At 56.2% G+C, this 25,036-nt stretch carries 26 protein-coding genes and 1 riboswitch; of the genes, 23 read left to right on the top strand and 3 right to left on the bottom strand.

From position 1 onward, the window contains the following. The first annotated feature begins 68 nt into the window (after nucleotides 1–68). The 5 genes from M495_RS05370 to M495_RS05350 all read left to right on the top strand — a co-directional run bounded on the left by M495_RS05370 (nucleotide 69) and on the right by M495_RS05350 (nucleotide 4,097). The gene (locus M495_RS05370; RefSeq protein ID WP_017891917.1) at nucleotides 69–809 is read left to right on the top strand and encodes an amino acid ABC transporter permease; all 741 of its coding nucleotides are present in this window, start codon (nucleotides 69–71) and stop codon (nucleotides 807–809) included. Then, a complete protein-coding gene (gltK, locus tag M495_RS05365) occupies nucleotides 809–1,483 on the top strand; it encodes a glutamate/aspartate ABC transporter permease GltK (RefSeq protein ID WP_020825627.1) in 675 nt (224 codons plus the stop codon). Before M495_RS05370 ends, gltK begins: the two co-directional genes overlap by 1 nt. After that, nucleotides 1,483–2,208, top strand: coding sequence for an amino acid ABC transporter ATP-binding protein (locus M495_RS05360; protein WP_020825626.1), 726 nt, complete (start codon nucleotides 1,483–1,485; stop codon nucleotides 2,206–2,208). The genes gltK and M495_RS05360 overlap by 1 nt, the downstream gene beginning before the upstream one ends. A 117-nt stretch (nucleotides 2,209–2,325) precedes the next feature. After that, complete coding sequence (gene rihA / locus M495_RS05355; protein WP_020825625.1) at nucleotides 2,326–3,258, top strand: pyrimidine-specific ribonucleoside hydrolase RihA; 933 nt, start codon at nucleotides 2,326–2,328, stop codon at nucleotides 3,256–3,258. A 146-nt stretch (nucleotides 3,259–3,404) separates the two neighbouring features. Beyond that, the gene (locus M495_RS05350; RefSeq protein WP_020825624.1) at nucleotides 3,405–4,097 is read left to right on the top strand and encodes an FMN-dependent NADH-azoreductase; all 693 of its coding nucleotides are present in this window, start codon (nucleotides 3,405–3,407) and stop codon (nucleotides 4,095–4,097) included. A 54-nt stretch (nucleotides 4,098–4,151) separates the two neighbouring features. On the opposite strand, the gene M495_RS05345 is transcribed toward M495_RS05350, so the two are convergent. Continuing rightward, on the bottom strand, nucleotides 4,152–4,634 hold the full coding sequence (locus tag M495_RS05345; RefSeq protein ID WP_020825623.1) for a zinc ribbon-containing protein: 483 nt from the start codon (nucleotides 4,632–4,634) through the stop codon (nucleotides 4,152–4,154). 587 nt (nucleotides 4,635–5,221) lie between these two features. Between M495_RS05345 and leuS the strand changes: the two genes are divergently transcribed. From leuS to lipA, 13 genes are all read left to right on the top strand, one after another. Continuing rightward, complete coding sequence (leuS, locus tag M495_RS05340) at nucleotides 5,222–7,804, top strand: leucine--tRNA ligase (protein WP_020825622.1); 2,583 nt, start codon at nucleotides 5,222–5,224, stop codon at nucleotides 7,802–7,804. Between the two features lie 14 nt (nucleotides 7,805–7,818). Next, on the top strand, nucleotides 7,819–8,379 hold the full coding sequence (gene lptE / locus M495_RS05335; RefSeq protein ID WP_020825621.1) for an LPS assembly lipoprotein LptE: 561 nt from the start codon (nucleotides 7,819–7,821) through the stop codon (nucleotides 8,377–8,379). Beyond that, nucleotides 8,376–9,410, top strand: coding sequence for a DNA polymerase III subunit delta (holA, locus tag M495_RS05330; RefSeq protein WP_020825620.1), 1,035 nt, complete (start codon nucleotides 8,376–8,378; stop codon nucleotides 9,408–9,410). Before lptE ends, holA begins: the two co-directional genes overlap by 4 nt. After that, on the top strand, nucleotides 9,400–10,062 hold the full coding sequence (gene nadD / locus M495_RS05325; RefSeq protein ID WP_020825619.1) for a nicotinate-nucleotide adenylyltransferase: 663 nt from the start codon (nucleotides 9,400–9,402) through the stop codon (nucleotides 10,060–10,062). The genes holA and nadD overlap by 11 nt, the downstream gene beginning before the upstream one ends. A 188-nt stretch (nucleotides 10,063–10,250) precedes the next feature. Beyond that, nucleotides 10,251–10,568: a ribosome silencing factor gene (gene rsfS, locus M495_RS05320; RefSeq protein WP_020825618.1), complete on the top strand. Its 318-nt coding sequence runs from the start codon at nucleotides 10,251–10,253 to the stop codon at nucleotides 10,566–10,568. Between the two features lie 3 nt (nucleotides 10,569–10,571). After that, nucleotides 10,572–11,042, top strand: a complete 471-nt coding sequence (gene rlmH, locus M495_RS05315) for a 23S rRNA (pseudouridine(1915)-N(3))-methyltransferase RlmH (protein ID WP_004949595.1) — start codon at nucleotides 10,572–10,574, stop codon at nucleotides 11,040–11,042. A gap of 38 nt (nucleotides 11,043–11,080) precedes the next feature. Continuing rightward, complete coding sequence (gene mrdA, locus M495_RS05310) at nucleotides 11,081–12,976, top strand: peptidoglycan DD-transpeptidase MrdA (protein WP_020825617.1); 1,896 nt, start codon at nucleotides 11,081–11,083, stop codon at nucleotides 12,974–12,976. An 8-nt stretch (nucleotides 12,977–12,984) separates the two neighbouring features. Continuing rightward, nucleotides 12,985–14,097, top strand: coding sequence for a peptidoglycan glycosyltransferase MrdB (gene mrdB / locus M495_RS05305; protein ID WP_020825616.1), 1,113 nt, complete (start codon nucleotides 12,985–12,987; stop codon nucleotides 14,095–14,097). Between the two features lie 10 nt (nucleotides 14,098–14,107). Then, complete coding sequence (gene rlpA, locus M495_RS05300; protein ID WP_020825615.1) at nucleotides 14,108–15,184, top strand: endolytic peptidoglycan transglycosylase RlpA; 1,077 nt, start codon at nucleotides 14,108–14,110, stop codon at nucleotides 15,182–15,184. A 177-nt stretch (nucleotides 15,185–15,361) separates the two neighbouring features. Continuing rightward, nucleotides 15,362–16,573, top strand: coding sequence for a D-alanyl-D-alanine carboxypeptidase DacA (gene dacA, locus M495_RS05295; RefSeq protein ID WP_020825614.1), 1,212 nt, complete (start codon nucleotides 15,362–15,364; stop codon nucleotides 16,571–16,573). Between the two features lie 111 nt (nucleotides 16,574–16,684). Beyond that, nucleotides 16,685–16,948 (top strand): DUF493 family protein YbeD, encoded by a 264-nt coding sequence (gene ybeD / locus M495_RS05290; RefSeq protein ID WP_020825613.1) that lies wholly within the window; start codon nucleotides 16,685–16,687, stop codon nucleotides 16,946–16,948. A gap of 258 nt (nucleotides 16,949–17,206) precedes the next feature. Further along, a complete protein-coding gene (gene lipB / locus M495_RS05285; RefSeq protein ID WP_020825612.1) occupies nucleotides 17,207–17,875 on the top strand; it encodes a lipoyl(octanoyl) transferase LipB in 669 nt (222 codons plus the stop codon). Next, on the top strand, nucleotides 17,868–18,833 hold the full coding sequence (gene lipA / locus M495_RS05280; protein WP_020825611.1) for a lipoyl synthase: 966 nt from the start codon (nucleotides 17,868–17,870) through the stop codon (nucleotides 18,831–18,833). Before lipB ends, lipA begins: the two co-directional genes overlap by 8 nt. A 95-nt stretch (nucleotides 18,834–18,928) precedes the next feature. Here lipA and tatA read toward each other — a convergent pair whose 3' ends face one another. Continuing rightward, nucleotides 18,929–19,138, bottom strand: coding sequence for a Sec-independent protein translocase subunit TatA (gene tatA, locus M495_RS05275; RefSeq protein ID WP_020825610.1), 210 nt, complete (start codon nucleotides 19,136–19,138; stop codon nucleotides 18,929–18,931). A gap of 218 nt (nucleotides 19,139–19,356) precedes the next feature. On the opposite strand from tatA, the gene M495_RS05270 reads away from it, so the two are divergent. From M495_RS05270 to M495_RS05255, 4 genes are all read left to right on the top strand, one after another. Continuing rightward, nucleotides 19,357–20,418, top strand: coding sequence for a diguanylate cyclase (locus M495_RS05270; RefSeq protein WP_020825609.1), 1,062 nt, complete (start codon nucleotides 19,357–19,359; stop codon nucleotides 20,416–20,418). A 98-nt stretch (nucleotides 20,419–20,516) separates the two neighbouring features. After that, nucleotides 20,517–20,579: riboswitch (Fluoride riboswitch) on the top strand. Between the two features lie 76 nt (nucleotides 20,580–20,655). Then, entirely contained in the window at nucleotides 20,656–21,039 is a 384-nt protein-coding gene (crcB, locus tag M495_RS05265) for a fluoride efflux transporter CrcB (RefSeq protein ID WP_020825608.1), read from the top strand. Between the two features lie 298 nt (nucleotides 21,040–21,337). Beyond that, a complete protein-coding gene (locus tag M495_RS05260; protein ID WP_020825607.1) occupies nucleotides 21,338–21,934 on the top strand; it encodes a TetR/AcrR family transcriptional regulator in 597 nt (198 codons plus the stop codon). 5 nt (nucleotides 21,935–21,939) lie between these two features. Further along, a complete protein-coding gene (locus M495_RS05255) occupies nucleotides 21,940–23,130 on the top strand; it encodes a multidrug effflux MFS transporter (RefSeq protein ID WP_020825606.1) in 1,191 nt (396 codons plus the stop codon). Nucleotides 23,131–23,197: 67 nt separating this feature from the next. On the opposite strand, the gene cspE is transcribed toward M495_RS05255, so the two are convergent. Beyond that, nucleotides 23,198–23,407: a transcription antiterminator/RNA stability regulator CspE gene (gene cspE, locus M495_RS05250; protein WP_002210315.1), complete on the bottom strand. Its 210-nt coding sequence runs from the start codon at nucleotides 23,405–23,407 to the stop codon at nucleotides 23,198–23,200. A 346-nt stretch (nucleotides 23,408–23,753) separates the two neighbouring features. Here cspE and M495_RS05245 point away from each other — a divergent pair, with 346 nt between their 5' ends. Continuing rightward, nucleotides 23,754–24,917: a M20 peptidase aminoacylase family protein gene (locus tag M495_RS05245; RefSeq protein WP_020825605.1), complete on the top strand. Its 1,164-nt coding sequence runs from the start codon at nucleotides 23,754–23,756 to the stop codon at nucleotides 24,915–24,917. Nucleotides 24,918–25,036 lie beyond the last annotated feature (119 nt).

The following is a 25,036-nucleotide window of genomic DNA, read 5'->3' as shown; positions in this document are numbered from 1 at the left end:
CGCGGCGCCCTCGGCGTTGAATAGTCATCAATCTTTAGGCGCTCTGCGCCCGCTTAACGGAGTTTGTTATGTCAATAGATTGGAACTGGGGTATCTTCCTGCAGCAGGCCCCGTTTGGGAATACCACCTACCTCGGCTGGATTTGGTCCGGCTTTCAGGTCACGGTAGCCCTCTCCGTCTGTGCATGGATTATCGCTTTCTTTGTCGGTTCGCTATTCGGTATTTTGCGTACCGTGCCCAACCGCTTTCTTTCCACGCTCGGTACCTGTTACGTCGAACTGTTCCGTAATGTGCCGCTGATCGTCCAATTCTTTACCTGGTATCTGGTGATCCCGGAACTGCTGCCGGCGAATATCGGCATGTGGTTCAAAACCGAACTCGATCCTAACGTGCAATTCTTTGTTTCCTCGATGCTGTGCCTCGGGCTGTTTACCGCGGCTCGCGTCTGCGAGCAGGTACGTGCTGCCATTCAGTCACTGCCGCGCGGTCAAAGAGCGGCCGGGTTGGCGATGGGTCTGACGCTGCCGCAAACCTACCGCTACGTGCTGTTGCCGAATGCCTACCGGGTGATTGTGCCGCCGATGACCTCAGAAATGCTCAACCTGGTCAAAAACTCCGCCATCGCTTCCACTATCGGGTTGGTCGACATGGCTGCCCAGGCCGGCAAACTGCTGGACTACTCTGCGCATGCCTATGAATCCTTTACCGCGATTACGCTGGCCTATATCGCCATCAACGCCGTGATCATGCTGTTTATGCGGTTGGTAGAGAGAAAAGTGCAGTTGCCCGGCAACTTGGGGAGTAAATAATGTACGAATTTGACTGGGCATCGATTGTCCCAAGTTTCCCTTATCTGCTGCAGGGCCTGTTGATCACGCTGAAGATCACCGTGACCGCCATCGTCGTCGGTATTCTGTGGGGAACCGTTCTGGCGGTAATGCGCTTGTCGCCCATCAAACCGATCAGCTGGTTCGCTGCCGTTTACGTCAACCTGTTCCGCTCCGTCCCTCTGGTGATGGTGCTGCTGTGGTTCTATCTGGTGGTTCCAAGCTTATTACAACAGGTTCTAGGGCTGTCGCCGAAAACCGATATTCGCCTGATCTCGGCTATGGTAGCCTTTTCCCTGTTTGAAGCGGCTTATTACTCGGAAATTATCCGCGCCGGTATCATCAGCATCTCACGCGGCCAGTCCTCCGCCGCGCTGGCACTGGGCATGACCCAATGGCAGTCAATGAAGCTGGTGATCCTGCCGCAGGCGTTCCGCGCCATGGTGCCGCTGCTGCTGACCCAGGGCATCGTACTGTTCCAGGATACCTCCCTGGTGTACGTACTGAGCCTGGCTGACTTCTTCCGTACCGCCTCGACCATTGGCGAGCGCGACGGCACCCAGGTTGAAATGATCCTGTTTGCCGGCTTTGTCTACTTTGTTATCAGTCTCGCCGCCTCGGCGCTGGTAAGCTATTTGAAGAAAAGGACTGTTTGATGATATCCCTGAAAAATGTTTCTAAGTGGTACGGTCACTTTCAGGTTCTGACCGATTGCACCACCGAAGTAAAAAAAGGCGAGGTGGTGGTGGTCTGCGGTCCTTCAGGCTCGGGCAAGTCTACCCTGATCAAAACCGTCAACGGTCTGGAGCCGATCCAGCAGGGCAATATCCTGGTGAACGGTACCCCGGTCAACGACAAGAAAACCAATCTGGCGCAGCTGCGTTCCAAGGTCGGTATGGTATTCCAACACTTCGAGCTTTTTCCACACCTGTCGATCATCGATAACCTGACGCTGGCGCAGGTGAAAGTGCTCAAACGCGACAAAGACGCCTCGCGCGAGAAAGGCCTGAAACTGCTGGAGCGCGTCGGCCTGACCGCACACGCCAACAAGTTCCCCGGCCAGCTTTCCGGCGGCCAGCAGCAACGCGTGGCTATCGCCCGAGCGCTGTGCATGGATCCTATCGCCATGCTGTTCGATGAGCCCACTTCGGCGCTCGATCCGGAAATGATCAACGAAGTGCTGGACGTTATGGTCGAACTGGCCAATGAAGGCATGACCATGATGGTGGTAACCCACGAGATGGGCTTTGCCCGTAAAGTGGCGAACCGGGTGATCTTTATGGATGAAGGCAAAATCGTCGAAGACCGTAATAAAGACGACTTCTTCAACAATCCGGAGTCCGAACGGGCGAAGGACTTCCTGGCGAAAATCCTGCACTGATGCCTCGCCTGCGCCCCGCCCGGGGCGCAGTTTCATTCCCTCTTTCCGGCACTAAAAGCACTTGTTTCTCCCCGATTTTGATCCGATGCTCACTGGATAACAAATAAGGAGATAAACATGCCCCGCCCTATCATTATCGATTGCGACCCTGGTCTGGACGATGCCATTGCCCTTGCCATGGCGCTGAGTTCACCAGAATTGGACGTTAAAGCCATTACCACCTCCGCCGGTAACCAGACGCCGGAAAAAACCCTGCACAATGCGCTGGGTCTATTGACGTTGATGAAACGTGAAGACATTCCCGTCGCTGCCGGTGCTGCCGCGCCGTTGATGCGAGACCTGGTGATTGCCGACTACGTTCACGGCAAAACCGGCATGGGCAATACCCATCTGCCAACGCCCGCCATCCAGCCGGTGGCGCAAACTGCCGTAGAGCTGATCGCCAGCCTGCTACGCAGCAGTCCGCAGCCGATCACGCTGGTGGTCACTGGCCCCATGACCAATATCGCCCTGCTGCTGGCCCAACACCCAGAGCTGAAAGGTAACATTGAACGCATCGTGTTTATGGGGGGAGGCATGAATGCCGGCAACACCACCCCGGTGGCAGAGTTCAACATCTATGTCGATCCCGAAGCCGCCGAAATGGTACTGAAATCCGGCGTACCGCTGACCATGGCCGGGTTGAACGTGACTCACCAGGCGCTGGTGCTGCCACAGGATATCGAACGCATCCGTCAGATAAACAACCCGGTGGCGCAGGCGGTGGCCGAAATGCTCGACTTCTACCTGCCGCTGTACCTTAGCCATCCGCGTGGGCTGCCCGGTGCCGCGATGCACGACCCCTGCACCATCGCCTGGCTGCTGGCGCCACAGCTGTTTGACAGTATCGAACGCTGGGTCGGCGTGGAAACCAAAGGGGAATATACCCTCGGCATGACCGTGGTGGATACCTTCGGCCAGAACGGCAAGCCGGCCAACGTTGAAGTGCTGACCGATATCGATCGCGAAGGCTTTATCGATCTGTTGGCCGAGCGCGTAGCCCGCTATTGACCACCGGGCGGGAAACCGCCCTGATATTCAATATTTTTGATTTAACTCAGCGAATTTTTACGCTATCACTGGCCCAGGCTTGCCTCTAAGATGCTGTTAAACGCACAGCATCGCTGATACCTTAGACCAAGCCTGGAGATAGCCCAATGAGTCGTATACTGGTCCTGAAATCAAGTATCCTGGGTGATTACTCCCAGTCTGGAAAATTAGTCGATTTTTTTGTTCAACAGTGGCATGAAGCACACCCCAATGACAGCTTTACGGTTCGCGACTTAGCCAACCCGACACTGCCGGAGCTGGATGGAGAAGTGATTGGCGGGTTTAGCGCCGGTGACAAACCTTTAACACCGCATCAGCAAAAGACGCTGGCACTTTCCGATGAGCTGATCGCCGAGCTGAAATCGCACGACACCATTATCATCAGCGCGCCGATGTACAACTTCAACATCCCGACGCAGTTGAAAATCTATTTCGACCTGGTGGCGCGCGCCGGCCAAACCTTCCGCTACACCTCTGAAGGCTCTGAAGGTCTGGTCACCGGCAAGAAAGCGATTGTGATCTCCAGCCGCGGCGGTATCCACGCGGATACGCCAACCGATCTGATCACGCCATATCTGAAGCTGTTCCTGGCGTTTATCGGCATTACCGACGTCGAGTTCGTGCTGGCGGAAGGATTTGCTTACGGCCCTGAAGCAGCAGAAAAAGCCGCTCAGGAAAGCCGGGTTGCGGTGGCACAGAAAGTGCCCGCCAAAATCGACACCGCCCCTCAGGCTGAAGTGGCTACGGCCTCGGCTGGCGGAAGCTTTCTTGGCAACCTGATGAAAAAACTGTTTGGCTAAGAGCAGCGCCTGCCCTGACCTTTTCCAGCGGAGAGGCCAGGGCGCGCAGCAAGCTTAAGGTTCGAAAGGCCGACGCTGGAACTGGTCATGACCGCATTTCGGGCACAGCGGCAGCACTTCCGGCGTGTAAAACGCCAAATGATGGTGGCATTTTTCGCACACCAGATTACCCAGCCCGACAACCTCACCGCTGTGGTAAACGCCATGGTGGCTGACGTCCTTGAACACCTCGCGCCATTCCAACTGAGTTTTGTCGGTAATATCCGCCAGTTCCTGCCACAGGCTTTCCTTGATAACCCGCATGAAAACGCTGTCGGTAAACTCGTCCCGGCTCTCCTGATAACTGCGAGCGAACTCTTCCAGATCGCGCCGTACCGCCTGTGTAACCTGCTCAACTTCGTCGCGCGTCAGTTCACCCGCTTCGTTTAGCCGTTTTTCTGCGCTCGCGACCAGCGAGTCAATATCACGCTCGCCATTTTTCAGGCGTTCTGTCAGAGATGCCACCAATTCGCGGTAGTACTGAGCAACCTTGTTCATAATCTCTCCTCGATGAACTTACGTGACTGGGCTTACCTCCCATACCCTATAGCTTTCGAGTTGCAGCTAAGCGCCCGGTTCACTCATCCCCAGGCGCTTACTTTAGTAAGTCACTGGGGTGAGCGACAAATCTGTCGGGAACAGATTTGAACGCTGCTTGCAGCGGCCCTGAAAGGGCAAGGACCATGGATGGGCCTTGTAAGCAGGTAACAACGCTGCAGCTTGAAAGATGATGGGTATAAACTATCCCTTATCATTTTAGCCGTAAATTGCTGATGTCACTTGGCAAGACATGGTTTCCTCAAGATGTGAGTCATATCATGGCCGGTATTTTTTAAATACGTCGAGTCGGGCGCTTGGTGTTGTTGCCGGGAGGTCTTATCAGCTATGCTATGCGGATCTATAAGTACTCAACAGAATGCTACAGAAATCCCCCCGATAGGTTTCGAGTCACGGCCAGGCGGCCAGTACGTGAAACCCAAGAGCTTACAAAGGTAAGTGACTGGGTTGAGTGTACGCAGCCAACAACGCTGTGGCTTGAAAGATGAAGGGGGAGCTGTTTTACACCTACAGGACCACCAGCCGCCATGCAAGAGCAATACCGTCCAGAAGACATAGAATCGAACGTACAGCTTCACTGGGAAGAGAAGCAAACTTTCAAAGTTACCGAAGATGCGAGCAAGGAAAAGTATTACTGCCTATCCATGCTGCCGTACCCATCAGGCCGTCTGCACATGGGGCACGTTCGTAACTACACTATCGGCGACGTGATCTCGCGCTACCAGCGCATGTTAGGTAAAAACGTGCTACAGCCCATCGGCTGGGATGCGTTCGGCCTGCCGGCGGAAGGCGCTGCGGTTAAAAACAACACCGCACCGGCTCCGTGGACCTACGACAATATCGAATACATGAAGAACCAGCTGAAACTGCTGGGTTTCGGCTATGACTGGGATCGCGAGATCGCCACCTGCGATCCGGACTACTACCGTTGGGAACAGTGGTTCTTCACCAAGCTGTACGAAAAAGGCCTGGTCTACAAGAAGACTTCCGCGGTGAACTGGTGCCCACACGATCTGACCGTGCTGGCCAACGAACAGGTGATCGACGGCTGCTGCTGGCGCTGCGACACCAAGGTTGAGCGTAAAGAGATCCCTCAGTGGTTTATCAAAATCACCGACTACGCCGATCAGCTGCTCAACGATCTGGACACGCTGGAAAGCTGGCCAGAACAGGTGAAAACCATGCAGCGCAACTGGATTGGCCGTTCCGAAGGGGTGGATATCACCTTTGACGTAGCGGGCAGCGACGAAAAGCTGACGGTTTACACCACCCGTCCTGACACCTTTATGGGCGCGACCTACGTGGCCGTAGCCGCAGGTCACCCATTGGCGCAGCAAGGCGCGGTGAACAACCCGGCGCTGGCTGAATTTATCGAAGAGTGCCGCAACACCAAAGTGGCCGAAGCCGAAATGGCGACGATGGAGAAAAAGGGCATGCCGACCGGCCTGTTCGCCATCCATCCGCTGTCCGGCGAGCAAGTGCCAATTTGGGTCGCCAACTTTGTGCTGATGGAATACGGCACCGGCGCGGTGATGGCGGTTCCGGCTCACGATCAGCGCGACTGGGAATTCGCCACCAAATACGGCCTGCCAATCAAACCGGTCGTTCTGGCCCTCGACGGCAGCCAACCGGATGTACAAGCCGAAGCGATGACCGAGAAAGGCACGCTGTTCAACTCCGGCGAGTTTGACAGTCTGGATCACCAAGACGGTTTCAACGCCATTGCCGACAAACTGGTCGCCAAAGGCGTTGGTCAGCGCAAGGTTAACTACCGTCTGCGCGACTGGGGCGTTTCCCGCCAACGTTATTGGGGCGCACCAATCCCGATGGTCACGCTGGAAGACGGTACCGTGATGCCAACTCCAGAAGACCAGCTGCCGGTGATCCTGCCGGAAGACGTGGTGATGGATGGCATTACCAGCCCGATCAAAGCCGATCCTGAGTGGGCGAAAACCACCGTTAACGGCCAACCGGCGCTGCGCGAAACCGACACCTTCGACACCTTTATGGAGTCGTCCTGGTACTACGCGCGCTATACCTGCCCGCAGTACGACCAGGGGATGCTGGATCCAGCCGCTGCCAACTACTGGCTGCCGGTCGATCAGTATGTCGGCGGCATCGAACACGCCATCATGCACCTGATGTATTTCCGCTTCTTCCACAAGCTGCTGCGTGACGCTGGCCTGGTCGACTCCGACGAGCCGGCAAAACGCCTGCTGTGCCAGGGCATGGTGCTGGCAGACGCCTTCTATTACACCGGCAACAGCGGCGAACGCGTCTGGGTTTCCCCGGTCGACGCCAACGTTGAACGTGATGACAAAGGCCGCATTATCAAAGCCACCGATCCACAAGGTCGTGAACTGGTCTATGCTGGCATGAGCAAAATGTCGAAGTCGAAAAACAACGGCATCGACCCGCAGGTGATGGTTGAGAAATACGGCGCAGATACCGTCCGTCTGTTCATGATGTTTGCTTCACCGGCAGAAATGACGCTGGAATGGCAGGAATCCGGCGTAGAAGGGGCAAACCGCTTCCTGAAACGCGTGTGGAAACTGGCCTACGAACACCTGGAAAAAGGCGCCGTTCAGCCGCTGAACGTGGCAACGCTGAGCGAAGATCAGAAAGCGCTGCGCCGCGATCTGCACAAAACCATTGCCAAAGTGACCGACGATATCGGCCGCCGTCAGACCTTCAACACCGCGATTGCCGCCGTGATGGAACTGATGAACAAGCTGGCCCGTGCACCGCAAGAGAGCGAGCAAGATCGCGCCCTGCTGCAGGAAGCGCTGTTGGCAGTCGTTCGCATGCTGTATCCGTTCACTCCGCACGTGTGCTTCTCACTGTGGCAGGCGCTGGGCGGTGAAGGCGATGTGGATACCGCAGCCTGGCCGCAAGCCGACGAGCAGGCTATGGTCGAAGACTCCAAGCTGGTGGTGGTGCAGGTCAACGGTAAGGTTCGCGCTAAAATCACCGTGGCTGCCGATGCAACCGAAGAGCAGGTACGTGCGCGTGCCGCTGAGGAGCATCTGGTCGCTAAATATCTGGACGGGGTCACGGTTCGTAAAGTGATCTATGTTCCGGGCAAATTGCTTAACCTGGTTGTGGGTTAACACAAGGAGGCGTTGTGCGACATCGTATTCTGACGTTGTTGCTGGGGTTGGCGGTGCTGGTCACCGCTGGCTGCGGTTTTCACCTGCGTGGTACCACGCAGGTCCCTTCGGAAATGAAGACACTGCTGCTGGACAGCTCGGACCCTTATGGTCCGCTGACCCGCGCGGTGCGTGAGCAGTTACGTCTCAGCGACGTGACCATCGTCAAGGATGCCAAGCGTAAGGATCTCCCTTCCCTGCGCATCATTGGCGCCACGGAGAGCCAGGATACCGCCTCTATCTTCCAGGACGGTAAAACCGCTGAGTACCAAATGGTACTGACCGTTCAGGCACAGGTGCTGATCCCGGGTCACGATCTGTATCCGCTAAACGTTAAAGTTTTCCGTTCGTTCTTCGATAACCCGTTGACCGCACTGGCAAAAGATTCCGAACAAGACATTATTCGCCAGGAAATGCGCGAGCAGGCCGCCCAACAGCTGGTACGTAAGCTGCTGACGGTGCACGCTGCGGAAGAAGAAACCCAACAGAAAGCCGCTGCCGCCGGTGAAAAAGCGGCCAGTCGCGTAGATCAATGATTCGTATTTACCCTGAACAACTTGCCGCGCAGCTCCGAGAGGGGCTGCGCGCTTGTTATTTATTGACCGGCAACGAGCCGCTGCTGCTGCAGGAAAGCCAGGATCTGATCCGCCACGCGGCCCAAGAGCAGCAGTTCACCGAGCATTACAGCATTTCGCTCGACGCCCATACCGATTGGGATGCCATCTTCAGCATCTGTCAGGCCATGAGCCTGTTCGCCAGCCGTCAGACGCTGCTGCTGATCTTCCCTGAGAACGGGCCGACGGCACCGATCGGCGAACAGCTGATCAAACTGGCCGCACTGCTGCATGACGACATTTTGCTGATGCTGCGTGGGCCACGCCTGACCAAAGCGCAAGAAAACAGTGCCTGGTTCAAGGCGCTCAGCCCGCACGGCGCTTACGTCAGTTGCCAGACGCCGGAACAGGCGCAGCTCCCCCGCTGGGTCGCTCAACGAGCCAAAACCCTGAAGCTGGAACTGGACGACGCGGCAAACCAACTGCTGTGTTACTGCTACGAAGGCAACCTGCTGGCACTGTCGCAGGCGCTGGAGCGGCTGTCGTTGCTGCATCCGGATGGCAAACTCACGCTGCCGCGCGTTGAACTGGCCGTGAACGATGCCGCCCACTTCACGCCATTCCACTGGCTGGACGCCCTGTTGGCCGGAAAAAGCAAACGCGCCTGGCATATCCTGCAGCAGATGCAGCAGGAAGATGTCGAGCCGGTGATCCTGCTGCGAACCCTGCAACGGGAACTGCTGCAGTTGCTCAACCTGCAACGCCGCATGGCGACAGTGCCTTTGCGTACGCTATTCGATCAATACAAGGTTTGGCAAAACCGCCGTAACCTGGTAACTCAGGCATTGCAACGGCTGTCCGGCACCCAGCTGCGGCAAGCGGTTCATCTGCTCGCGCAGATAGAAATCACCCTTAAGCAGGATTACGGCCAGTCGGTCTGGTCTGAATTGGAAACCCTGTCGATGCTGCTGTGCGGCAAACCTCTGGCCACGAGTTTTTCAGATGTCCACTAATCCGCAAGGCACTCCCGTTCTGCACGCCCTGTTTGGCGGCACCTTCGACCCTATCCATTACGGCCATCTGCGGCCGGTGGAAGCGCTGGCCGCAGAGGTTGGTCTGAACCGGGTCACGCTGCTGCCGAACCATGTTCCGCCGCACCGCCCTCAGCCCGAAGCGAACGCTCAGCAACGGTTGAAAATGGTGGAATTGGCCATTGCCGATAACCCGCTGTTTGCGGTTGACGATCGTGAACTGCATCGCACCACCCCTTCCTATACCATCGAGACGCTGGAAGCCATTCGTAAAGAACGTGGCGCCGCCTTGCCTCTGGCGTTTATCATTGGCCAGGACTCGCTGTTGACGCTGCACAAATGGCACCGCTGGCAGTCGCTGCTGGATACCTGTCATCTGCTGGTGCTCGCTCGCCCTGGTTACAACGATCGCATGGATACGCCTGAGCTACAGCAGTGGCTAGAGCAACATCAGGTGAGCGATCCCGCCCAGCTCAGCCGGCATCCTCACGGATTTATTTATCTGGCCGATACGCCACAGCTGGAGATTTCGGCCACGGAAATTCGTCAGCGTCGCCATCAGGGACTCAACTGTGACGACCTGTTGCCGCGTTCAGTACAGCGCTATATCGAGTTACAGGGTTTATATCGCTAGCAACAGCCGCGTGATATACTGCGCCGCTATTTTTCAGGTATTCGCTGAAAACCCCGGAATCCTTAGCTGGCCGGGCAGTCACCAGCTGGCTTTCAGCGGCATCCTGCCGACTTATCATTGATTCAGGCCGCAAAACGGGCAAGTTGCCCGCCGCAGTCGAATGAACAGAACACACCCGAGGGGAACCTTTGCAAGGTAAAGCGCTCCAAGATTTCGTCATCGATAAAATTGATGACCTGAAAGGCCAAGACATTATCGCTCTGGATGTACAAGACAAATCCAGCATCACCGATTGCATGATCATCTGCACCGGGACCTCTACCCGTCACGTGATGTCGATCGCCAACCACCTGGTGCAGGAAGCCCGCACCGCCGGTATGGAACTATTCGGCATGAAAGGCCAGGAAGCCTCCGACTGGATCGTTGTCGACCTGGGTGACGTGATCGTTCACGTGATGCAGGAAGAGAGCCGTCAGTTGTACGAGCTGGAAAAACTCTGGAGCTAAGCGGTGAAACTGCAACTGGTAGCCGTCGGCACTAAAATGCCAGACTGGGTGCAGACCGGCTTTATGGATTATCTGCACCGCTTTCCGAAAGACATGCCGTTTGAGCTGACCGAAATCCCGGCGGGCAAGCGCGGCAAGAATGCCGATATCAAACGCATTCTGGAAAAGGAAGGCGAGCAGATGCTGGCTGCGGTAGGCAAAGGCAATCGCATTGTCACGCTGGATATTCCCGGTACGCCGTGGGAAACGCCGCAGTTGGCGCAACAACTCGAACGCTGGAAGCAGGACGGCCGCAACGTCAGCCTGCTGATTGGCGGCCCGGAAGGGCTGGCCCCGGCGTGTAAGGCCGCCGCCGAACAGAGTTGGTCGCTCTCACCGTTGACATTACCGCATCCTTTAGTGCGCGTGCTGGTGGCTGAAAGCCTCTATCGCGCCTGGAGCATTACAACAAATCATCCTTACCACCGGGAATAACCGGTGGTAATAGTGACAGAGTGAAATAAAGCAGCGGGATGAAAATAGAACGTAACCCTTTTCGCGACTATACGGCCGAATCCGCCCTGTTTGTACGCCGCGCCCTGGTGGCGTTCTTGGTCATCCTGGTGCTGACCGGCACCCTCATCGCCAATCTGTATAACCTGCAAATCGTCCGCTTTGAGGATTACCGCACCCGCTCCAACGAAAACCGCATCAAACTGGTGCCGATCGCGCCCAGCCGCGGCATTATTTACGATCGCAACGGCACTCCGCTGGCGCTCAACCGCACCATCTACCAACTGGAGTTGATGCCGGAAAAGGTCGATGACCTGAAAGCCACGCTACAGGCGCTGCGTTCGGTGGTCGATTTGACCGATGACGACATCACAAACTTCGAAAAAGAGCGCAAGCGCTCGCGCCGTTTCGTCTCTATCCCGGTGAAAACCGCCCTGAGTGAAGTGCAGGTGGCGCGTTTTGCGGTTAACCAGTTCCGCTTCCCCGGCGTAGAGGTCAAAGGCTACCAGCGTCGCTATTACCCTTATGGTTCCGCCCTGACCCATGTGATCGGCTACGTGTCGAAGATCAACGACCGTGACGTCGAACGCCTGGATAAAGACGGCAAGCTGGCCAACTACGCTGCGACGCACGACATCGGCAAGCTGGGCATCGAACGCTATTACGAAGAAACCCTGCATGGCAAAACCGGCTACGAAGAGGTTGAAGTCAACAACCGTGGCCGGGTGATCCGCCAATTGCATGAGCAACCGCCTTCCGCCGGCAAAGACGTCTATCTGACGCTGGATCTCAACCTGCAGCGCTATATCGAGCAGCTGCTGGTGGGCAGCCGTGCGGCAGTGGTGGTGAGCGATCCGCGCACCGGCGGCATTCTGGCTATGGTGTCCAACCCCAGCTATGACCCGAACCTGTTCGTCGACGGCATCTCCAGCAAGGATTACCAGGGGCTGCTCAACGATCCGAACCGGCCGCTGATCAATCGTGCCACGCAAGGGCTCTACCCACCCGCCTCCACGGTGAAGCCGTATATTTCCGTTTCGGCGCTCAGCGCCGGGGTGATCACCAAGAACACCATCGTCTTCGATCCCGGCTGGTGGCAATTGCCCGGCTCGGAAAAACGCTTCCGCGACTGGAAAAAATGGGGCCACGGCCGCCTGAACGTCACCAAAGCGTTGGAAGAGTCCGCGGATACCTTCTTCTATCAGGTCGCTTACGACATGGGCATCGATCGCCTGTCAACCTGGCTGACCAAGTTCGGTTACGGCGAATATACCGGCATCGATCTGTCAGAAGAGCGTTCCGGCCTGATGCCGACTCGTGACTGGAAATTCAAGCGCTATAAAAAACCCTGGTATCAGGGGGACACCATTCCGGTAGGTATCGGCCAGGGTTATTGGACGGCGACGCCGATCCAGATGGCCAAGGCGCTGACCACCCTGATTAACGACGGCAACGTCAAAACGCCGCACCTGCTGCAGAGCACCCGTATCAATGGCGTGCTGGTGCCTTTCCAGCAGGAAGAGAGCACGCAGATCGGCGATATTCATTCCGGCTTCTGGGAAATTGCCAAAGACGGCATGTATGGCGTGGCCAACCGCCCAAATGGGACGGCACGCAAGTACTTTGCAGGTACGCCATACAAAGCCGCGGCGAAATCGGGGACCGCACAGGTATTCGGTTACGAAACCTATAACGCCCACAAACTCGCAGAGCACCTGCGTGACCACAAACTGATGACGGCCTTCGCTCCCTTCGATAATCCGACGGTTTCGGTCGCCATCATTCTGGAAAACGGCGGTGCCGGTCCAGCGGTCGGGACGATCACTCGTCAGATCCTCGACCATATCTTGCTGGGCGACAACAATACGCAATTACCGGACGCGGCTCCGCTGCCGCCTGGTGTAGAAGGTGATTAAGGTAGAACATGACTGAAAGCCAACAAAAAGCGTCGATCTGGACCAAAATCCATATCGACCCCACATTCCTGCTGTTAATTCTGGCCCTGCTGGTCTACAGCGCTTTCGTGATGTGGAGCGCCAGCGGCCAGGACATCGGCATGATGGAGCGCAAGATCGGCCAGATTGTCATGGGGTTGATCGTCATGGCCGTCATGGCGCAAATCCCGCCGCGGGTCTATGAAAGCTGGGCACCGTATCTGTATATTTTCTGCGTGATACTGCTGATTTTGGTGGATGCTTTCGGCCAGATCAGTAAAGGCGCCCAGCGCTGGCTGGATCTCGGCTTCGTGCGTTTCCAGCCGTCCGAGATCGCCAAAATCGCGGTACCGCTGATGGTAGCGCGCTTTATGAACCGCGACGTCTGCCCCCCTTCGCTGAAGAATACGGCGATTGCGCTGGTACTGATTTTCCTGCCTACGCTGCTGGTTGCCGCACAGCCGGATTTGGGTACCTCGATTCTGATCGCCGCCTCCGGCCTGTTCGTGCTATTCCTGTCCGGCATGAGCTGGAAGCTGATCGCCGTAGCCGCCGTGCTGCTGGCGGCCTTTATCCCGGTGCTGTGGTTCTTCCTGATGCACGGCTATCAGCGCGACCGCGTTATGATGCTACTCGATCCGGAAACCGACCCCCTTGGCGCCGGCTACCACATTATTCAGTCGAAAATTGCCATCGGCTCCGGCGGTCTGTCCGGTAAAGGCTGGCTGCATGGTACCCAGTCACAACTGGAATTTCTGCCGGAACGCCACACCGACTTTATCTTTGCGGTGCTGGCCGAGGAGCTGGGGCTGGTCGGAGTACTGGTGCTGCTGGCGCTATACCTGCTGGTGATCATCCGCGGTTTGATGATCGCCGCCAAGGCGCAAACCACCTTCGGCCGAGTGATGGTCGGCGGGCTGATGCTGATTTTGTTCGTTTATGTGTTTGTTAACATTGGTATGGTCAGTGGTATTTTACCGGTAGTTGGCGTACCTTTGCCTCTGGTCAGTTACGGGGGTTCGGCGCTGATTGTGCTTATGGCTGGGTTCGGCATTATCATGTCGATCCACACGCATCGGAAAATGATGTCTAAAAGTTTATAAGAGGTGAGTAATGCGTAAGGAATGGCTTTGGGTCGGCGTAGTCGCGGTATTACTTTCCGCCTGTACCGCCCCGACCACGGAACAGCAAGCGCCGCCGCAGCAGCCGTATAACGGACCGGTGGTGGAAATCGGTGGCGTAGAGCCTCAATATGAACCCTATAACCCCAATAACCTGCAGGATTATAAGGTTAATGGCGACACTTACCGCATTGTAAAAGATCCTCAGAACTTCTCGCAGACCGGTCTGGCCAGTTCCTATGGCGAAGAAGCCAGGGGGAATACCACCGCGCTGGGGGAACAGTTTGATCCTAACGGCCTGACCGCCGCACACCCGACGCTGCCGATCCCAAGCTACGTACGCGTGACCAACCTGGCCAACGGTCGCCAACTGGTAGTGCGCGTTAACGATCGCGGGCCTTACACCAAAGGTCGCATCATCGATTTGTCGCGAGCCGTCGCCGATCGTCTGAACCTGTCCAACAACACCAAGGTCAAGGTTGATTTCATCAACGTTGCCCCGGATGGCACCCTCAGTGGCCCTGGCACCATCGGCACTACCGTCGCCAAACAAAGCTATGCCCTACCCGCTCGCCCGGATCTGGGCTCCAGCAGCATGGGAACTCCCATTCAACAGGACGTCCCAGTAGCCAGCGGTGCCGCCGTGCGCCCGATTGACAACGGCAGCCTGAACACCGGCGACGCGGCTCCGGCAAGCAGCGCCGGCAATAGCCGCAGCGGCTTCCTCGGCGCGCCAAGCGCCGTACCGGCCGGCGTGTTGGAAAGCTCAGAGCCTGAACCCGCCGCCATTGCCGCACCGGTCGCCGCGACCGCAGCCGTTGCAGCAAGCAGTGCCTCTTCAACAGGCGGCTATGTGGTGCAGGTCGGCGCGCTGAGCAGTGCCGAGCGCGCGCAAAGCTGGCAGCAAAGCCTGAGCCAAAAATTCGGCGTACCGGGTAAAGTTGCCGCCAACGGCAGCGTCTACCGCGTACAGCTCGGCCCGTTCAGCGATCGTCAGCAAGCAGCTCAGCTGCAGCAGCGCCTGGCCACTGAAGCGCAGCAACAATCTTTTGTCACTGCCGCACCCTAAACATAGACCGGCGGGCAATCGCGACCGATAAGCTGATTTTTAGCTGAAACATTTTCTTTCAGCAAAAGCTTGTAAAGCGTGATAAGTCAGAGGATTGACTAATGCCTGCCAGGATCTCATCTGTTATAGTGTGGCTCGTTTTTTAACTTTACCCTCATGGATGTTGTAGTCTCGATCATGAAACAAGTAACTTCTTTTCGCTTAATCAAGAGCATAGCGCTCGGCACCGTTATCGCGATGAGTGCAACCACCGTTGCGCATGCCGATGACGTTAATATCAAGACCATGATCCCAGGCGTGCCGCAGATCGATGCGGAATCCTACGTCCTGATTGATTACAATTCCGGTAAAGTTTTGGCGGAAATGAACGCCGATGCGCGCCGTGATCCTGCCAGCCTGACAAAAATGATGACCAGCTACGTCATCGGTCAAGCGCTGAAAGCAGGCAAAATCGGCCAGGAAGATCTGGTGACCGTAGGTCAAGACGCCTGGGCAACCGGCAACCCGGTATTCAAAGGGTCTTCCCTGATGTTCCTCAAGCCTGGCGACCGCGTACCGGTCTCCAAGCTGACCCGCGGCATCAACCTGCAGTCAGGTAACGACGCCTGTGTGGCCATGGCCGACTACGTGGCCGGCAGCCAGGACGCATTCGTTAACCTGATGAACACCTACGTCAGCAAGCTGGGCCTGCAGAACACCCACTTCCAAACGGTACACGGCCTGGACGCACAGGGTCAGTACAGCTCCGCACGCGATATGGCGTTGATCGGCCAGGCGCTGATCCGCGACGTGCCGGACGAATACGCGATTTATAAAGAAAAAGAGTTCACCTTCAACAATATCCGCCAGATGAACCGTAACGGTCTGCTGTGGGATACCAGCCTGAACGTGGACGGCATCAAAACCGGCCATACCGACGCCGCGGGCTATAACCTGGTGGCTTCTGCGACCGAAGGCCAGATGCGTCTGATCTCCGCAGTGCTGGGCGGTCGTACTTACAAGGGCCGCGAAACCGAGAGCAAGAAACTGCTGACCTGGGGCTTCCGCTTCTTCGAAACCGTTGCGCCACTGAAAGTAGGCAAAGAGTTTGCGTCTGAGCCAGTCTGGTTCGGCGATGCAGATCGCGTTGAGTTGGGCGTAGACAAAGACGTTTACCTGACCATCCCACGCGGCCGCATGAAAGATCTTAAAGCCAGCTACGTGCTGAACACCCCGGAAATTCATGCGCCACTGGCTAAAAACCAGGTTGTCGGCAGCATCAACTTCCAGCTGGACGGTAAAACCATCGACCAGCGTCCGCTGGTAGTGATGAACGAAGTGAAAGAAGGCGGTTTCTTCAGCCGTATCGTCGATTACATCAAACTGATGTTCCACCACTGGTTCGGTTAACAGTTGAAATGGGCAAAATTGCCCCCATATACTGATTAACATTAACTCCCGCTCCGGCGGGAGTTATAATTTATAGACTCGCTATATCGATAGCCGCACTCTGGAGCGCACATGAAAACTAAACTGAACGAACTGCTCGAATTCCCTTGCTCATTTACCTACAAGGTAATGGGCCTGGCACAACCCGAGCTGGTAGACCAGGTGGTTGAAGTGGTGCAGCGCCACGCTCCTGGGGACTATAACCCGCAGGTTAAACCTAGCAGCAAAGGCAATTACCACTCCGTGTCCATCACCATCAATGCCACCCATATTGACCAGGTGGAAACCTTATATGATGAGTTGGGCAACCTTGAAATTGTCCGCATGGTGCTGTAATTCCAGCACAATCCTCTGCTTTTCAACCCGGGCCAGAGCATCCTCTGCCCGGGTTGCGCATTTTGGGTCAGCTATCCCAAAATGATTGGAGCTGCATCAAGGCGGCAAGCGGCCGAATCCCGCTGAGCTTACTTAAGTAAGTGATTCGGGTGAGAAAGCGTGGCCAACACAGAGGCAGCTTCAAGCATGAAGGGTATAAATGCTGGTCGCGGGCCAGAGCGCCCGGTATAATGGCTTTACCACTTCTGTAACCTGACGATGACTCTTTTGCAACCAGACAAGATCATTTTGCGTCAGCTGGGGTTGCAGCCCTACGAGCCTGTATCCCAAGCCATGCACAACTTCACCGATCGCCGAACCGAAGCCACGCCCGATGAGCTGTGGTTGGTTCAGCATCAGCCCGTATTTACTCAGGGCCAGGCCGGTAAAGCGGAGCATCTGTTAATGCCGGGTGACATTCCGGTGATCCAGAGCGATCGCGGTGGCCAGGTAACCTACCACGGGCCGGGGCAACAGGTGATGTACGTGATGGTCGATCTGAAACGCAGCAAGGTTGGCGTTCGCCAACTGGTCACGGCTATCGAAGATACCGTTATTAATACCCTCGCCCACTTTCACATTGAATCGCGTGCCCGTCCGGATGCGCCCGGTGTTTACGTGGGGGAGCAAAAGATCTGTTCGTTGGGTTTGCGGATCCGCAAAGGCAGTTCATTCCACGGCCTGGCCCTGAATGTGGCCATGGATCTCACCCCTTTCCAGCGTATCAACCCTTGCGGTTACGCCGGCATGCAGATGGCGCAGGTCAGCGCGCTGGCGCCCGGCGTCGGCATAGAAGACGTACACCCCGTCCTGGTACAGGAATTTGTTCATTTACTCGGCTACCCGAAGGTCGAGCTTCGTAACTGGAACCTGCACGATTATGAGTAAACCAATTCAGATGGAACGCGGCGTCAAATACCGCGATGCAGACAAAATGGCGTTGATCCCGATTAAAACGGTGGTCACCGAACGGCAGGAGCTGTTGCGTAAACCCGAGTGGATGAAAATCAAACTCCCTGCCGACTCTACGCGCATTCAGGGCATTAAAGCCGCAATGCGTAAAAACGGTCTGCATTCGGTGTGCGAAGAAGCTTCCTGCCCGAACCTGTCTGAGTGTTTCAACCACGGCACCGCGACCTTTATGATCCTGGGCGCAATCTGTACTCGTCGCTGCCCGTTCTGCGACGTAGCCCACGGTCGTCCGGTAGCCCCGGATGCCAACGAGCCGGAGAAACTGGCTCAGACCATCGCCGATATGGGCCTGCGCTATGTGGTGATCACCTCGGTTGACCGCGACGACCTGCGTGACGGCGGTGCCCAGCACTTTGCCGACTGCATCGCTGCCATCCGCGCGAAAAACCCGACCATCAAGATTGAAACCCTGGTGCCTGACTTCCGCGGCCGTATGGATCGCGCACTGGAAATTCTGACCGAAACGCCGCCGGATGTGTTTAACCACAATCTGGAAAACGTGCCGCGTGTTTATCGCCAGGTGCGTCCGGGCGCTAACTACGAGTGGTCACTGAAGCTGCTGGAGCGGTTCAAGGAAGCGCATCCGCATATCCCAACCAAGTCTGGCCTGATGGTCGGCCTGGGGGAAACCAATGCGGAAATCGTTGAGGTCATGCGCGATCTGCGTCGCCATGGCGTCACCATGTTGACCTTGGGCCAGTATTTGCAGCCAAGCCGTCATCACTTGCCGGTGCAGCGTTACGTCAGCCCGGCCGAATTCGATGAAATGAAAGAAGAAGCGATGGCAATGGGCTTTACCCATGCAGCCTGCGGTCCGTTTGTTCGTTCCTCCTACCATGCCGATTTGCAGGCAAAAGGGATGGAAGTGAAGTAATTGCAGCAATGATTTGTTACGTTTCCCCCTGCGGAAACGACAAAAAACGGATGTCCTCGCGGCATCCGTTTTTTATTGCCTGGCAGAAAGCGTGATTAAACGTCTTTCTTTTCGACGCTCTGCGGGTTGGCCTGGCTTTCTGCCGTGTTGGCTGGCGGTGGGGTGGTATCGTCGCCCACGGCCTTTTTAAAGCCCTTCAGCGCCGCACCTAAATCCGCGCCCAACGTGCGCAGTTTGCTGGTACCGAACAGCAAGATGATCAACACCGCAATCACCAGAAGTTTGGTAATACTGATCCCTTCCATACTCACCTTCTTATTCATATAGCGCTGCGAATGCAGCGAGAAAACAAACCTTGCCTGCGGGTATTTACCTACTTTCTCCGGAGCAAGACAACAGCAACATGTAACAGAGTGAGATCCCCACCACGGCTCAATTTTATCCGCACTGGGCATTAATCAGACTATTCTGAGTTTAGAAGCCGCGTGGTACGCTGTCACCCTGCTCATCATGGAGTTGCCGGATGTACAAGCCATCAGTCATAGATACCCGAAAATCCGGCCTTAGCTTTGCCAGACGCACCTATCTGCCGCGCATCGTCGGCCTGGGCATAGGTTCTCTGTGCGTATTTTCAGTTTTCTACACCCAAAACACCGCCCCATTGTTGTGGGTCCTGCTGATTTTGCACGGCTTTATCTGGCCACACCTCGCCTATCAATGGGCACGACGTTCCTCCCAGCCGTTCAAGGCCGAAATCCGTAACCTGCTGATCGATTCGTTTTTCGGCGGCCTGTGGGTGGCGATGATGGCCTTCAACGCCTTGCCGTCGGTGGTAATCTTATCGATGATGGGAATGAACAACATAGCCGCTGCGGGTAAGCCGCTGTTCTTCAAAGGCCTGGGGGCACAACTGGCCGGCGCTCTGACGATCGGCGCCCTGATGGGCTTTCCCTTTCAGCCGGAAAGTACGGCGTCGCAGGTCTACCTGTGCCTGCCAATGATCTACCTCTATCCGATACTGCTGGGGTTAGTCACCTACCGCACCGCCAAACGGCTGGCGGAAAAGAAACAGGAGCTGCTGCGCATCAGCATGCGTGACGGGCTTACCGGGTTGTACAACCGCCGCCACTGGGAGCATTTGCTGCATCATCAATTTGACAGCTGTCGCCGTTATCAGCACACCGCAACCCTGATTCTGATGGATATCGATCGCTTTAAAACCATCAACGACACCTTCGGCCATGCGTTGGGGGACGAAGCGCTGGCGGTGCTGGCGGAAGAACTGTTAATTGGTCTGCGCGCCGTAGATATTGTCGGACGCTACGGCGGCGACGAATTTGGCGCAGTGCTGCCCAACACCAGCGCCGAGCAGGCCAGCATTGCGTTATTGCGCATTCAGGAACGGCTCAATGAGGTCATTTTTCGCGAAGCCCCGCAACTGCGGCTCAACATCAGCGCCGGCATTGCGGATTATCACGGCGAGATGAGCGGCTATCTGGACTGGTTGAAAGCCGCAGACAATGCGTTGTACCGCGCCAAGAACAACGGCCGCAATCGCCTGGAGCTGGCCGTACCCGGCCATTGACGCCCAGAGTGACGACTTCCGCTTTTTCTGTCACTTTTGCTACTACAAAACGGGCTGCGCTGGGTGTAACATCCCCTATGCACAGCCAAACAGCCGTGCCGAACAACGGAGATGACATTCCTCCATAACCGCCCTCACAGGCTGATGATGTCTACGTAACCTCTCAGAGGGGTGCGTAGCGTTACGCCTGAACCTTTCTGAGTTTTATTTCCCCTTGAATGAAAGGTAGTTTCGACCATGTTGAGTTCTTTACTGGCAGTTTTTATTGGCGGTGGTGTCGGCAGCGTGCTGCGCTGGGCCATAAGCATGAAGATGAACCCGCTCAATGCGCACATCCCGCTGGGTACGCTAGCGGTGAACCTGCTGGGCGGTTTTATCATCGGCCTGGCTATGGCGATATTCACCCGGATGACACACCTGGATCCGACCTGGAAACTGCTGATCACCACCGGTTTTTGCGGCGGCCTGACCACCTTTTCCACCTTTTCTCTGGAAGTGGTGTATTTGCTGCAGGATGGTCGTTTCGCCTGGGCGTTGGGCAATATGCTGCTCAACCTGGCGGGATCGCTGGCGATGACCCTGTTGGCGTTTATGCTGGTCATCTGGGTCAACGGGCAATAAGTGATTTCGCTGCCTTAATGTTTCCTTAATCTCCCGTGCGCATAATCTCATCCAGTCACCCCAACTGGATGAGAACTCAGATGCCAAGCCTGCCAAGAACCGTCACTGAAGTTGCCGCAACCCTGCTATGCCTGCTGGTTGTTGTCGCCTTTATCAAGGTATATCTGTTCGCCTAAACCGCAGCGCTTCCCCACCTTTACCCTTGCCCTATTGCCTATTGCCGTTGTTGCATTACAATTGAGAATGAACGTTCACACCCAGAAGGTGAACAACACATTTCTTGGCAAAGGATCGGGACATGATATCCACCAGCGACAGCAAGCAGGCTAAAGTGCAGGCCCGCCGCGATCAGATTGTCGACGCCGCAAAACTCTGCTTTCGCCAGCACGGTTTCCACGCCGCCAGCATGGCGGAAATCGCGCATGCCTCGCAGCTGAGCGTTGGCCAGATCTACCGCTATTTCGACAATAAAGACGCCATCATCGAAGAGATCGTCAACCGCATCATCGCCAGTAAAATGCGCCGCCTGGAAGATCTCGGCGACCATATCAACCTGATCGCCGGCACTCTGGCAGCACGCAGCCTGTTTCAGCAACCGGGCGAAACTGAAACCGATCACATGCTGATGCTGGAAGTGACCGCTGAAGCCACCCGTAACCCGACGGTGGCGAAAATGCTCAGCGATGCGGAAACGCGCTTGTTTCATCATGTTTGCCAAAGCCTGCGTCGGCTCTACCCATATTTCAGCGAGCAGGAAATTGCCGCCAGGGTGGAATTTATTGCCGTATTAAGCGAAGGCACCGGCTATCGCATACTCACCACACAAAAAGCCGACGTCAGCTTGCTGAACGGCTTATATCAACAAGCTATCTCTCACCTGTTCAGGAAACCTTAATCCTTATGACCAGACCATTAGCCAGACAACGTCTGGTGTACGCGCTCGTGCTTGGCCTGCTTGCCTCACTGGGGCCGCTGTGCATCGATCTCTACCTGCCCGCTCTGCCGGAGATGGCCGGAGAGCTGAATACCTCTACCGCCACGGCACAGCTCAGCCTGACCGCCGGCCTGCTGGGGTTAGGCGTCGGCCAGCTGATTTTCGGCCCTTACAGCGACAAGCTCGGCCGCATGCGTCCGCTGCTGGTGTCGTTAGCGCTGCTGCTGTTCGCGTCACTGTGGTGCGCGTTGGCGCCGAATATCGACCAGTTGTTGATTGCCCGCCTGTTGCAAGGGCTGGCCGGTGCCGGTGGTGCAGTCATTTCGCGCGCTATAGCCCGCGATCTCTATTCCGGGCATGAACTGACACGCTTCTTCGCCCTGCTGATGTTGGTTAACGGCCTGGCACCGATCGTTGCGCCTGTGCTGGGGGGAGCCATGCTGCAGTTCATGGACTGGCGAGGAATTTTCGGCGTGCTGGCAGGTATCGCAGTGCTGCTGTTTACGCTAGCCAGTTTGAAGCTCAGCGAGTCACTGCCCGCGGAACGTCGCAGCCAGGGCGGGATTTTGGCAATGTTGCAGTCGCTGGGCGGCTTGCTGACCCAACGCCAATTTATGGGCCTGTGCCTGACGCAAGGTTTCGTCATGGCCGGGATGTTCGCCTACATCGGCGCCTCTCCTTTCGTGCTGCAACAGATTTACGGCCTCAGCCCGCAGATGTTCAGCCTGTGCTTCGCCATCAACGGCGTCGGGCTGATTATTTCGGCGCAAATATCCAGTCGCCTGAGCATACATTGGGGAGAAAGAAAGGTGCTGAAAGGCGGCTTAACGCTGGCTGCGGTTTCCTCGCTGCTGCTGTTGCTGGCTGCCAGCCTGCATGCCCCGCTGGTGCTATTGCTGGTGCCGCTGTTCTTCTCGGTAGCGGTGATCGGCATCGTGGGCCCTACGGCGTCATCTTTGGCGATGCAAAGCCAAGGGGACAAAGCCGGCAGCGCCTCCGCATTGATTGGCGTGAGCATGTTTGCTTTGGGTGCCTGCAGCGTGCCACTTACCGGCCTGGGCGGCACCTCCAGCGTGTCGATGGCGCTAACCATCGTCGGCTGTTATGCCATCGCCATCCTGCTGTTTAAGCTGCTGGTACGTAAACCGCAGGCGTAAATCGTCGTAAAAAGGCAATAAAAAACCCGCTCTGAGAGCGGGTTTTAAGAATTTCGGCTACTGTAGCTTAGATAGCGATAACGTTAGCAGCAGATGGCCCTTTGGCACCGTTCGTGATTTCAAATTCTACACGCTGGCCTTCAGCAAGAGTTTTGAAACCATTGCTAGCGATGGCAGAGAAGTGAACGAAAACGTCCTTGCTACCATCTTCCGGAGTAATGAAGCCGAAGCCTTTGGATTCATTAAACCACTTAACGCTACCTTTAATCTTAGACATCAAACTTACCTTTAACGTGAATGTAAGACACAAAACGTGTGTCCAGTACAGTACAGCAATTAGACGGGATTTTGTCCACAACCTGGATCACATAAAACCGATAAAAAGTGAAAAAATCCGTCTCCGCCGCTGTAAACCGCCTACCCCCTTGGCCATTGCCACCACGGGCAGTCCAATCCTCTCTAAACCCCAGCGAACAGCGGTCGAACGCCTGTTTGATGGGGCGTCAACGCGTATTGACGGCGTGATGCAGACACAATCGCTATGAAATATAACCATATAGTCTTTTTGCTTCCGGCCGCGCTGCACTAGGGTTAAAACTTGTTAACCACTGTGAGCCAAGACTATGACCAGCCAACTGGCCGAAAAAATCATCGCCTATCGCCGTGAACTGCATCAGAACCCTGAGCTGTCCAACCAGGAGTTTGCCACGACCGCCCGCCTCACCCGTTGGCTGGAAGAGGCCGGTATCCGTATTTTGCCGCTCGGGCTGAAGACTGGCGTAGTGGCCGAAATCGGCAGTGGCAAGGGGCCGATCATTGCGCTGCGTGGCGATATTGACGCCTTGCCGATCGAAGAAATTTCCGGCGTGCCGTTCAGCTCGCAAAACAGCGGCGTGATGCACGCCTGCGGACATGATTTTCACACGTCGGTCATGCTCGGCGCCGCGCACTTGTTGAAAGCGCGTGAGGCGACTCTGCCCGGTACGGTGCGTATTTTCTTCCAGCCAGCAGAAGAAACCTTCAACGGAGCTCAACACCTGATCGACGCCGGTGCGCTGGATAACGTGGCGGCAGTGTTCGGTTTGCACAATGCCCCCGAATTGCCGACCGGCACCTTTGCCACCCGAGCAGGCCCGTTTTACGCCAACGTCGATCGTTTCCAAATTCTGATCACCGGCAAGGGCGCGCACGCTGCCAAGCCGGAGCAAGGGGTCGACACCATCGTCACCGCCAGCCAGATCGTTACCGCATTGCAAACCCTGCCCAGCCGCAGCTTCAGTTCGCTGGAATCCCTGGTGGTGAGCGTCACGCGTATCGAGGGCGGCAATACTTGGAACGTTCTGCCGCAGACCGTAGAGCTGGAGGGCACGGTGCGCACCCACAGTGATGCGGTTCGCCGTCAGGTACCGGATAAAATCCGCCAGGTGATTAACGGCGTGGCCGCCTCGCTTGGCGCAGAAGCAGAATTGCGCTGGCAGGCTGGGCCACCGGCGGTCATCAACGACCCACGCTGGGCAGCGTTCAGCAAAACCGTCGCCGCCGAAGCGGGTTACCGGGTGGAAGAAGCCGAGTTACAAATGGGCGGCGAAGACTTCGCGCTTTATCTGCATCATGTCCCGGGCGTGTTCGTCAGCATCGGTTCGGCAAGCGAGTTCGGCCTGCACCATCCGCGTTTCAATCCGGATGAACAGGCGATTTTCCCCGCTTCGCAATATTTCGAACTGTTGGCGGAGCGCACGCTGCAACAATTAACCACGGTGCCGGAAAAAGCCATCAGCAACGTGTAAACCTGTCTGATTATTATTTCGCGGCGTAGAGTATTCTGCGCTGCGATTTATTATTTCCCTCACCGTTATATTTGCTATTTTCAACATTTGAATATGCTGTTTTGTTGTTTTACATCCTG

It is taken from the genome of Serratia liquefaciens ATCC 27592, from assembly GCF_000422085.1.
Classification (GTDB): domain Bacteria; phylum Pseudomonadota; class Gammaproteobacteria; order Enterobacterales; family Enterobacteriaceae; genus Serratia; species Serratia liquefaciens.
Note: the sequence above shows the minus strand (reverse complement) of the source record. Positions and strands in the feature narration are given on the sequence as shown.

What these genes read in the sequence shown, in the direction of transcription:
- M495_RS05370 (WP_017891917.1), top strand. Translation starts at nt 69, where the DNA reads ATGTCAATAGATTGGAACTGGGGTATCTTCCTGCAGCAGGCCCCGTTT.
- gltK (WP_020825627.1), top strand. Translation starts at nt 809, where the DNA reads ATGTACGAATTTGACTGGGCATCGATTGTCCCAAGTTTCCCTTATCTG.
- M495_RS05360 (WP_020825626.1), top strand. Translation starts at nt 1,483, where the DNA reads ATGATATCCCTGAAAAATGTTTCTAAGTGGTACGGTCACTTTCAGGTT.
- rihA (WP_020825625.1), top strand. Translation starts at nt 2,326, where the DNA reads ATGCCCCGCCCTATCATTATCGATTGCGACCCTGGTCTGGACGATGCC.
- M495_RS05350 (WP_020825624.1), top strand. Translation starts at nt 3,405, where the DNA reads ATGAGTCGTATACTGGTCCTGAAATCAAGTATCCTGGGTGATTACTCC.
- M495_RS05345 (WP_020825623.1), bottom strand. Translation starts at nt 4,634, where the DNA reads ATGAACAAGGTTGCTCAGTACTACCGCGAATTGGTGGCATCTCTGACA.
- leuS (WP_020825622.1), top strand. Translation starts at nt 5,222, where the DNA reads ATGCAAGAGCAATACCGTCCAGAAGACATAGAATCGAACGTACAGCTT.
- holA (WP_020825620.1), top strand. Translation starts at nt 8,376, where the DNA reads ATGATTCGTATTTACCCTGAACAACTTGCCGCGCAGCTCCGAGAGGGG.
- nadD (WP_020825619.1), top strand. Translation starts at nt 9,400, where the DNA reads ATGTCCACTAATCCGCAAGGCACTCCCGTTCTGCACGCCCTGTTTGGC.
- mrdA (WP_020825617.1), top strand. Translation starts at nt 11,081, where the DNA reads ATGAAAATAGAACGTAACCCTTTTCGCGACTATACGGCCGAATCCGCC.
- mrdB (WP_020825616.1), top strand. Translation starts at nt 12,985, where the DNA reads ATGACTGAAAGCCAACAAAAAGCGTCGATCTGGACCAAAATCCATATC.
- rlpA (WP_020825615.1), top strand. Translation starts at nt 14,108, where the DNA reads ATGCGTAAGGAATGGCTTTGGGTCGGCGTAGTCGCGGTATTACTTTCC.
- dacA (WP_020825614.1), top strand. Translation starts at nt 15,362, where the DNA reads ATGAAACAAGTAACTTCTTTTCGCTTAATCAAGAGCATAGCGCTCGGC.
- ybeD (WP_020825613.1), top strand. Translation starts at nt 16,685, where the DNA reads ATGAAAACTAAACTGAACGAACTGCTCGAATTCCCTTGCTCATTTACC.
- lipB (WP_020825612.1), top strand. Translation starts at nt 17,207, where the DNA reads ATGACTCTTTTGCAACCAGACAAGATCATTTTGCGTCAGCTGGGGTTG.
- lipA (WP_020825611.1), top strand. Translation starts at nt 17,868, where the DNA reads ATGAGTAAACCAATTCAGATGGAACGCGGCGTCAAATACCGCGATGCA.
- tatA (WP_020825610.1), bottom strand. Translation starts at nt 19,138, where the DNA reads ATGGAAGGGATCAGTATTACCAAACTTCTGGTGATTGCGGTGTTGATC.
- M495_RS05270 (WP_020825609.1), top strand. Translation starts at nt 19,357, where the DNA reads ATGTACAAGCCATCAGTCATAGATACCCGAAAATCCGGCCTTAGCTTT.
- crcB (WP_020825608.1), top strand. Translation starts at nt 20,656, where the DNA reads ATGTTGAGTTCTTTACTGGCAGTTTTTATTGGCGGTGGTGTCGGCAGC.
- M495_RS05260 (WP_020825607.1), top strand. Translation starts at nt 21,338, where the DNA reads ATGATATCCACCAGCGACAGCAAGCAGGCTAAAGTGCAGGCCCGCCGC.
- M495_RS05255 (WP_020825606.1), top strand. Translation starts at nt 21,940, where the DNA reads ATGACCAGACCATTAGCCAGACAACGTCTGGTGTACGCGCTCGTGCTT.
- cspE (WP_002210315.1), bottom strand. Translation starts at nt 23,407, where the DNA reads ATGTCTAAGATTAAAGGTAGCGTTAAGTGGTTTAATGAATCCAAAGGC.
- M495_RS05245 (WP_020825605.1), top strand. Translation starts at nt 23,754, where the DNA reads ATGACCAGCCAACTGGCCGAAAAAATCATCGCCTATCGCCGTGAACTG.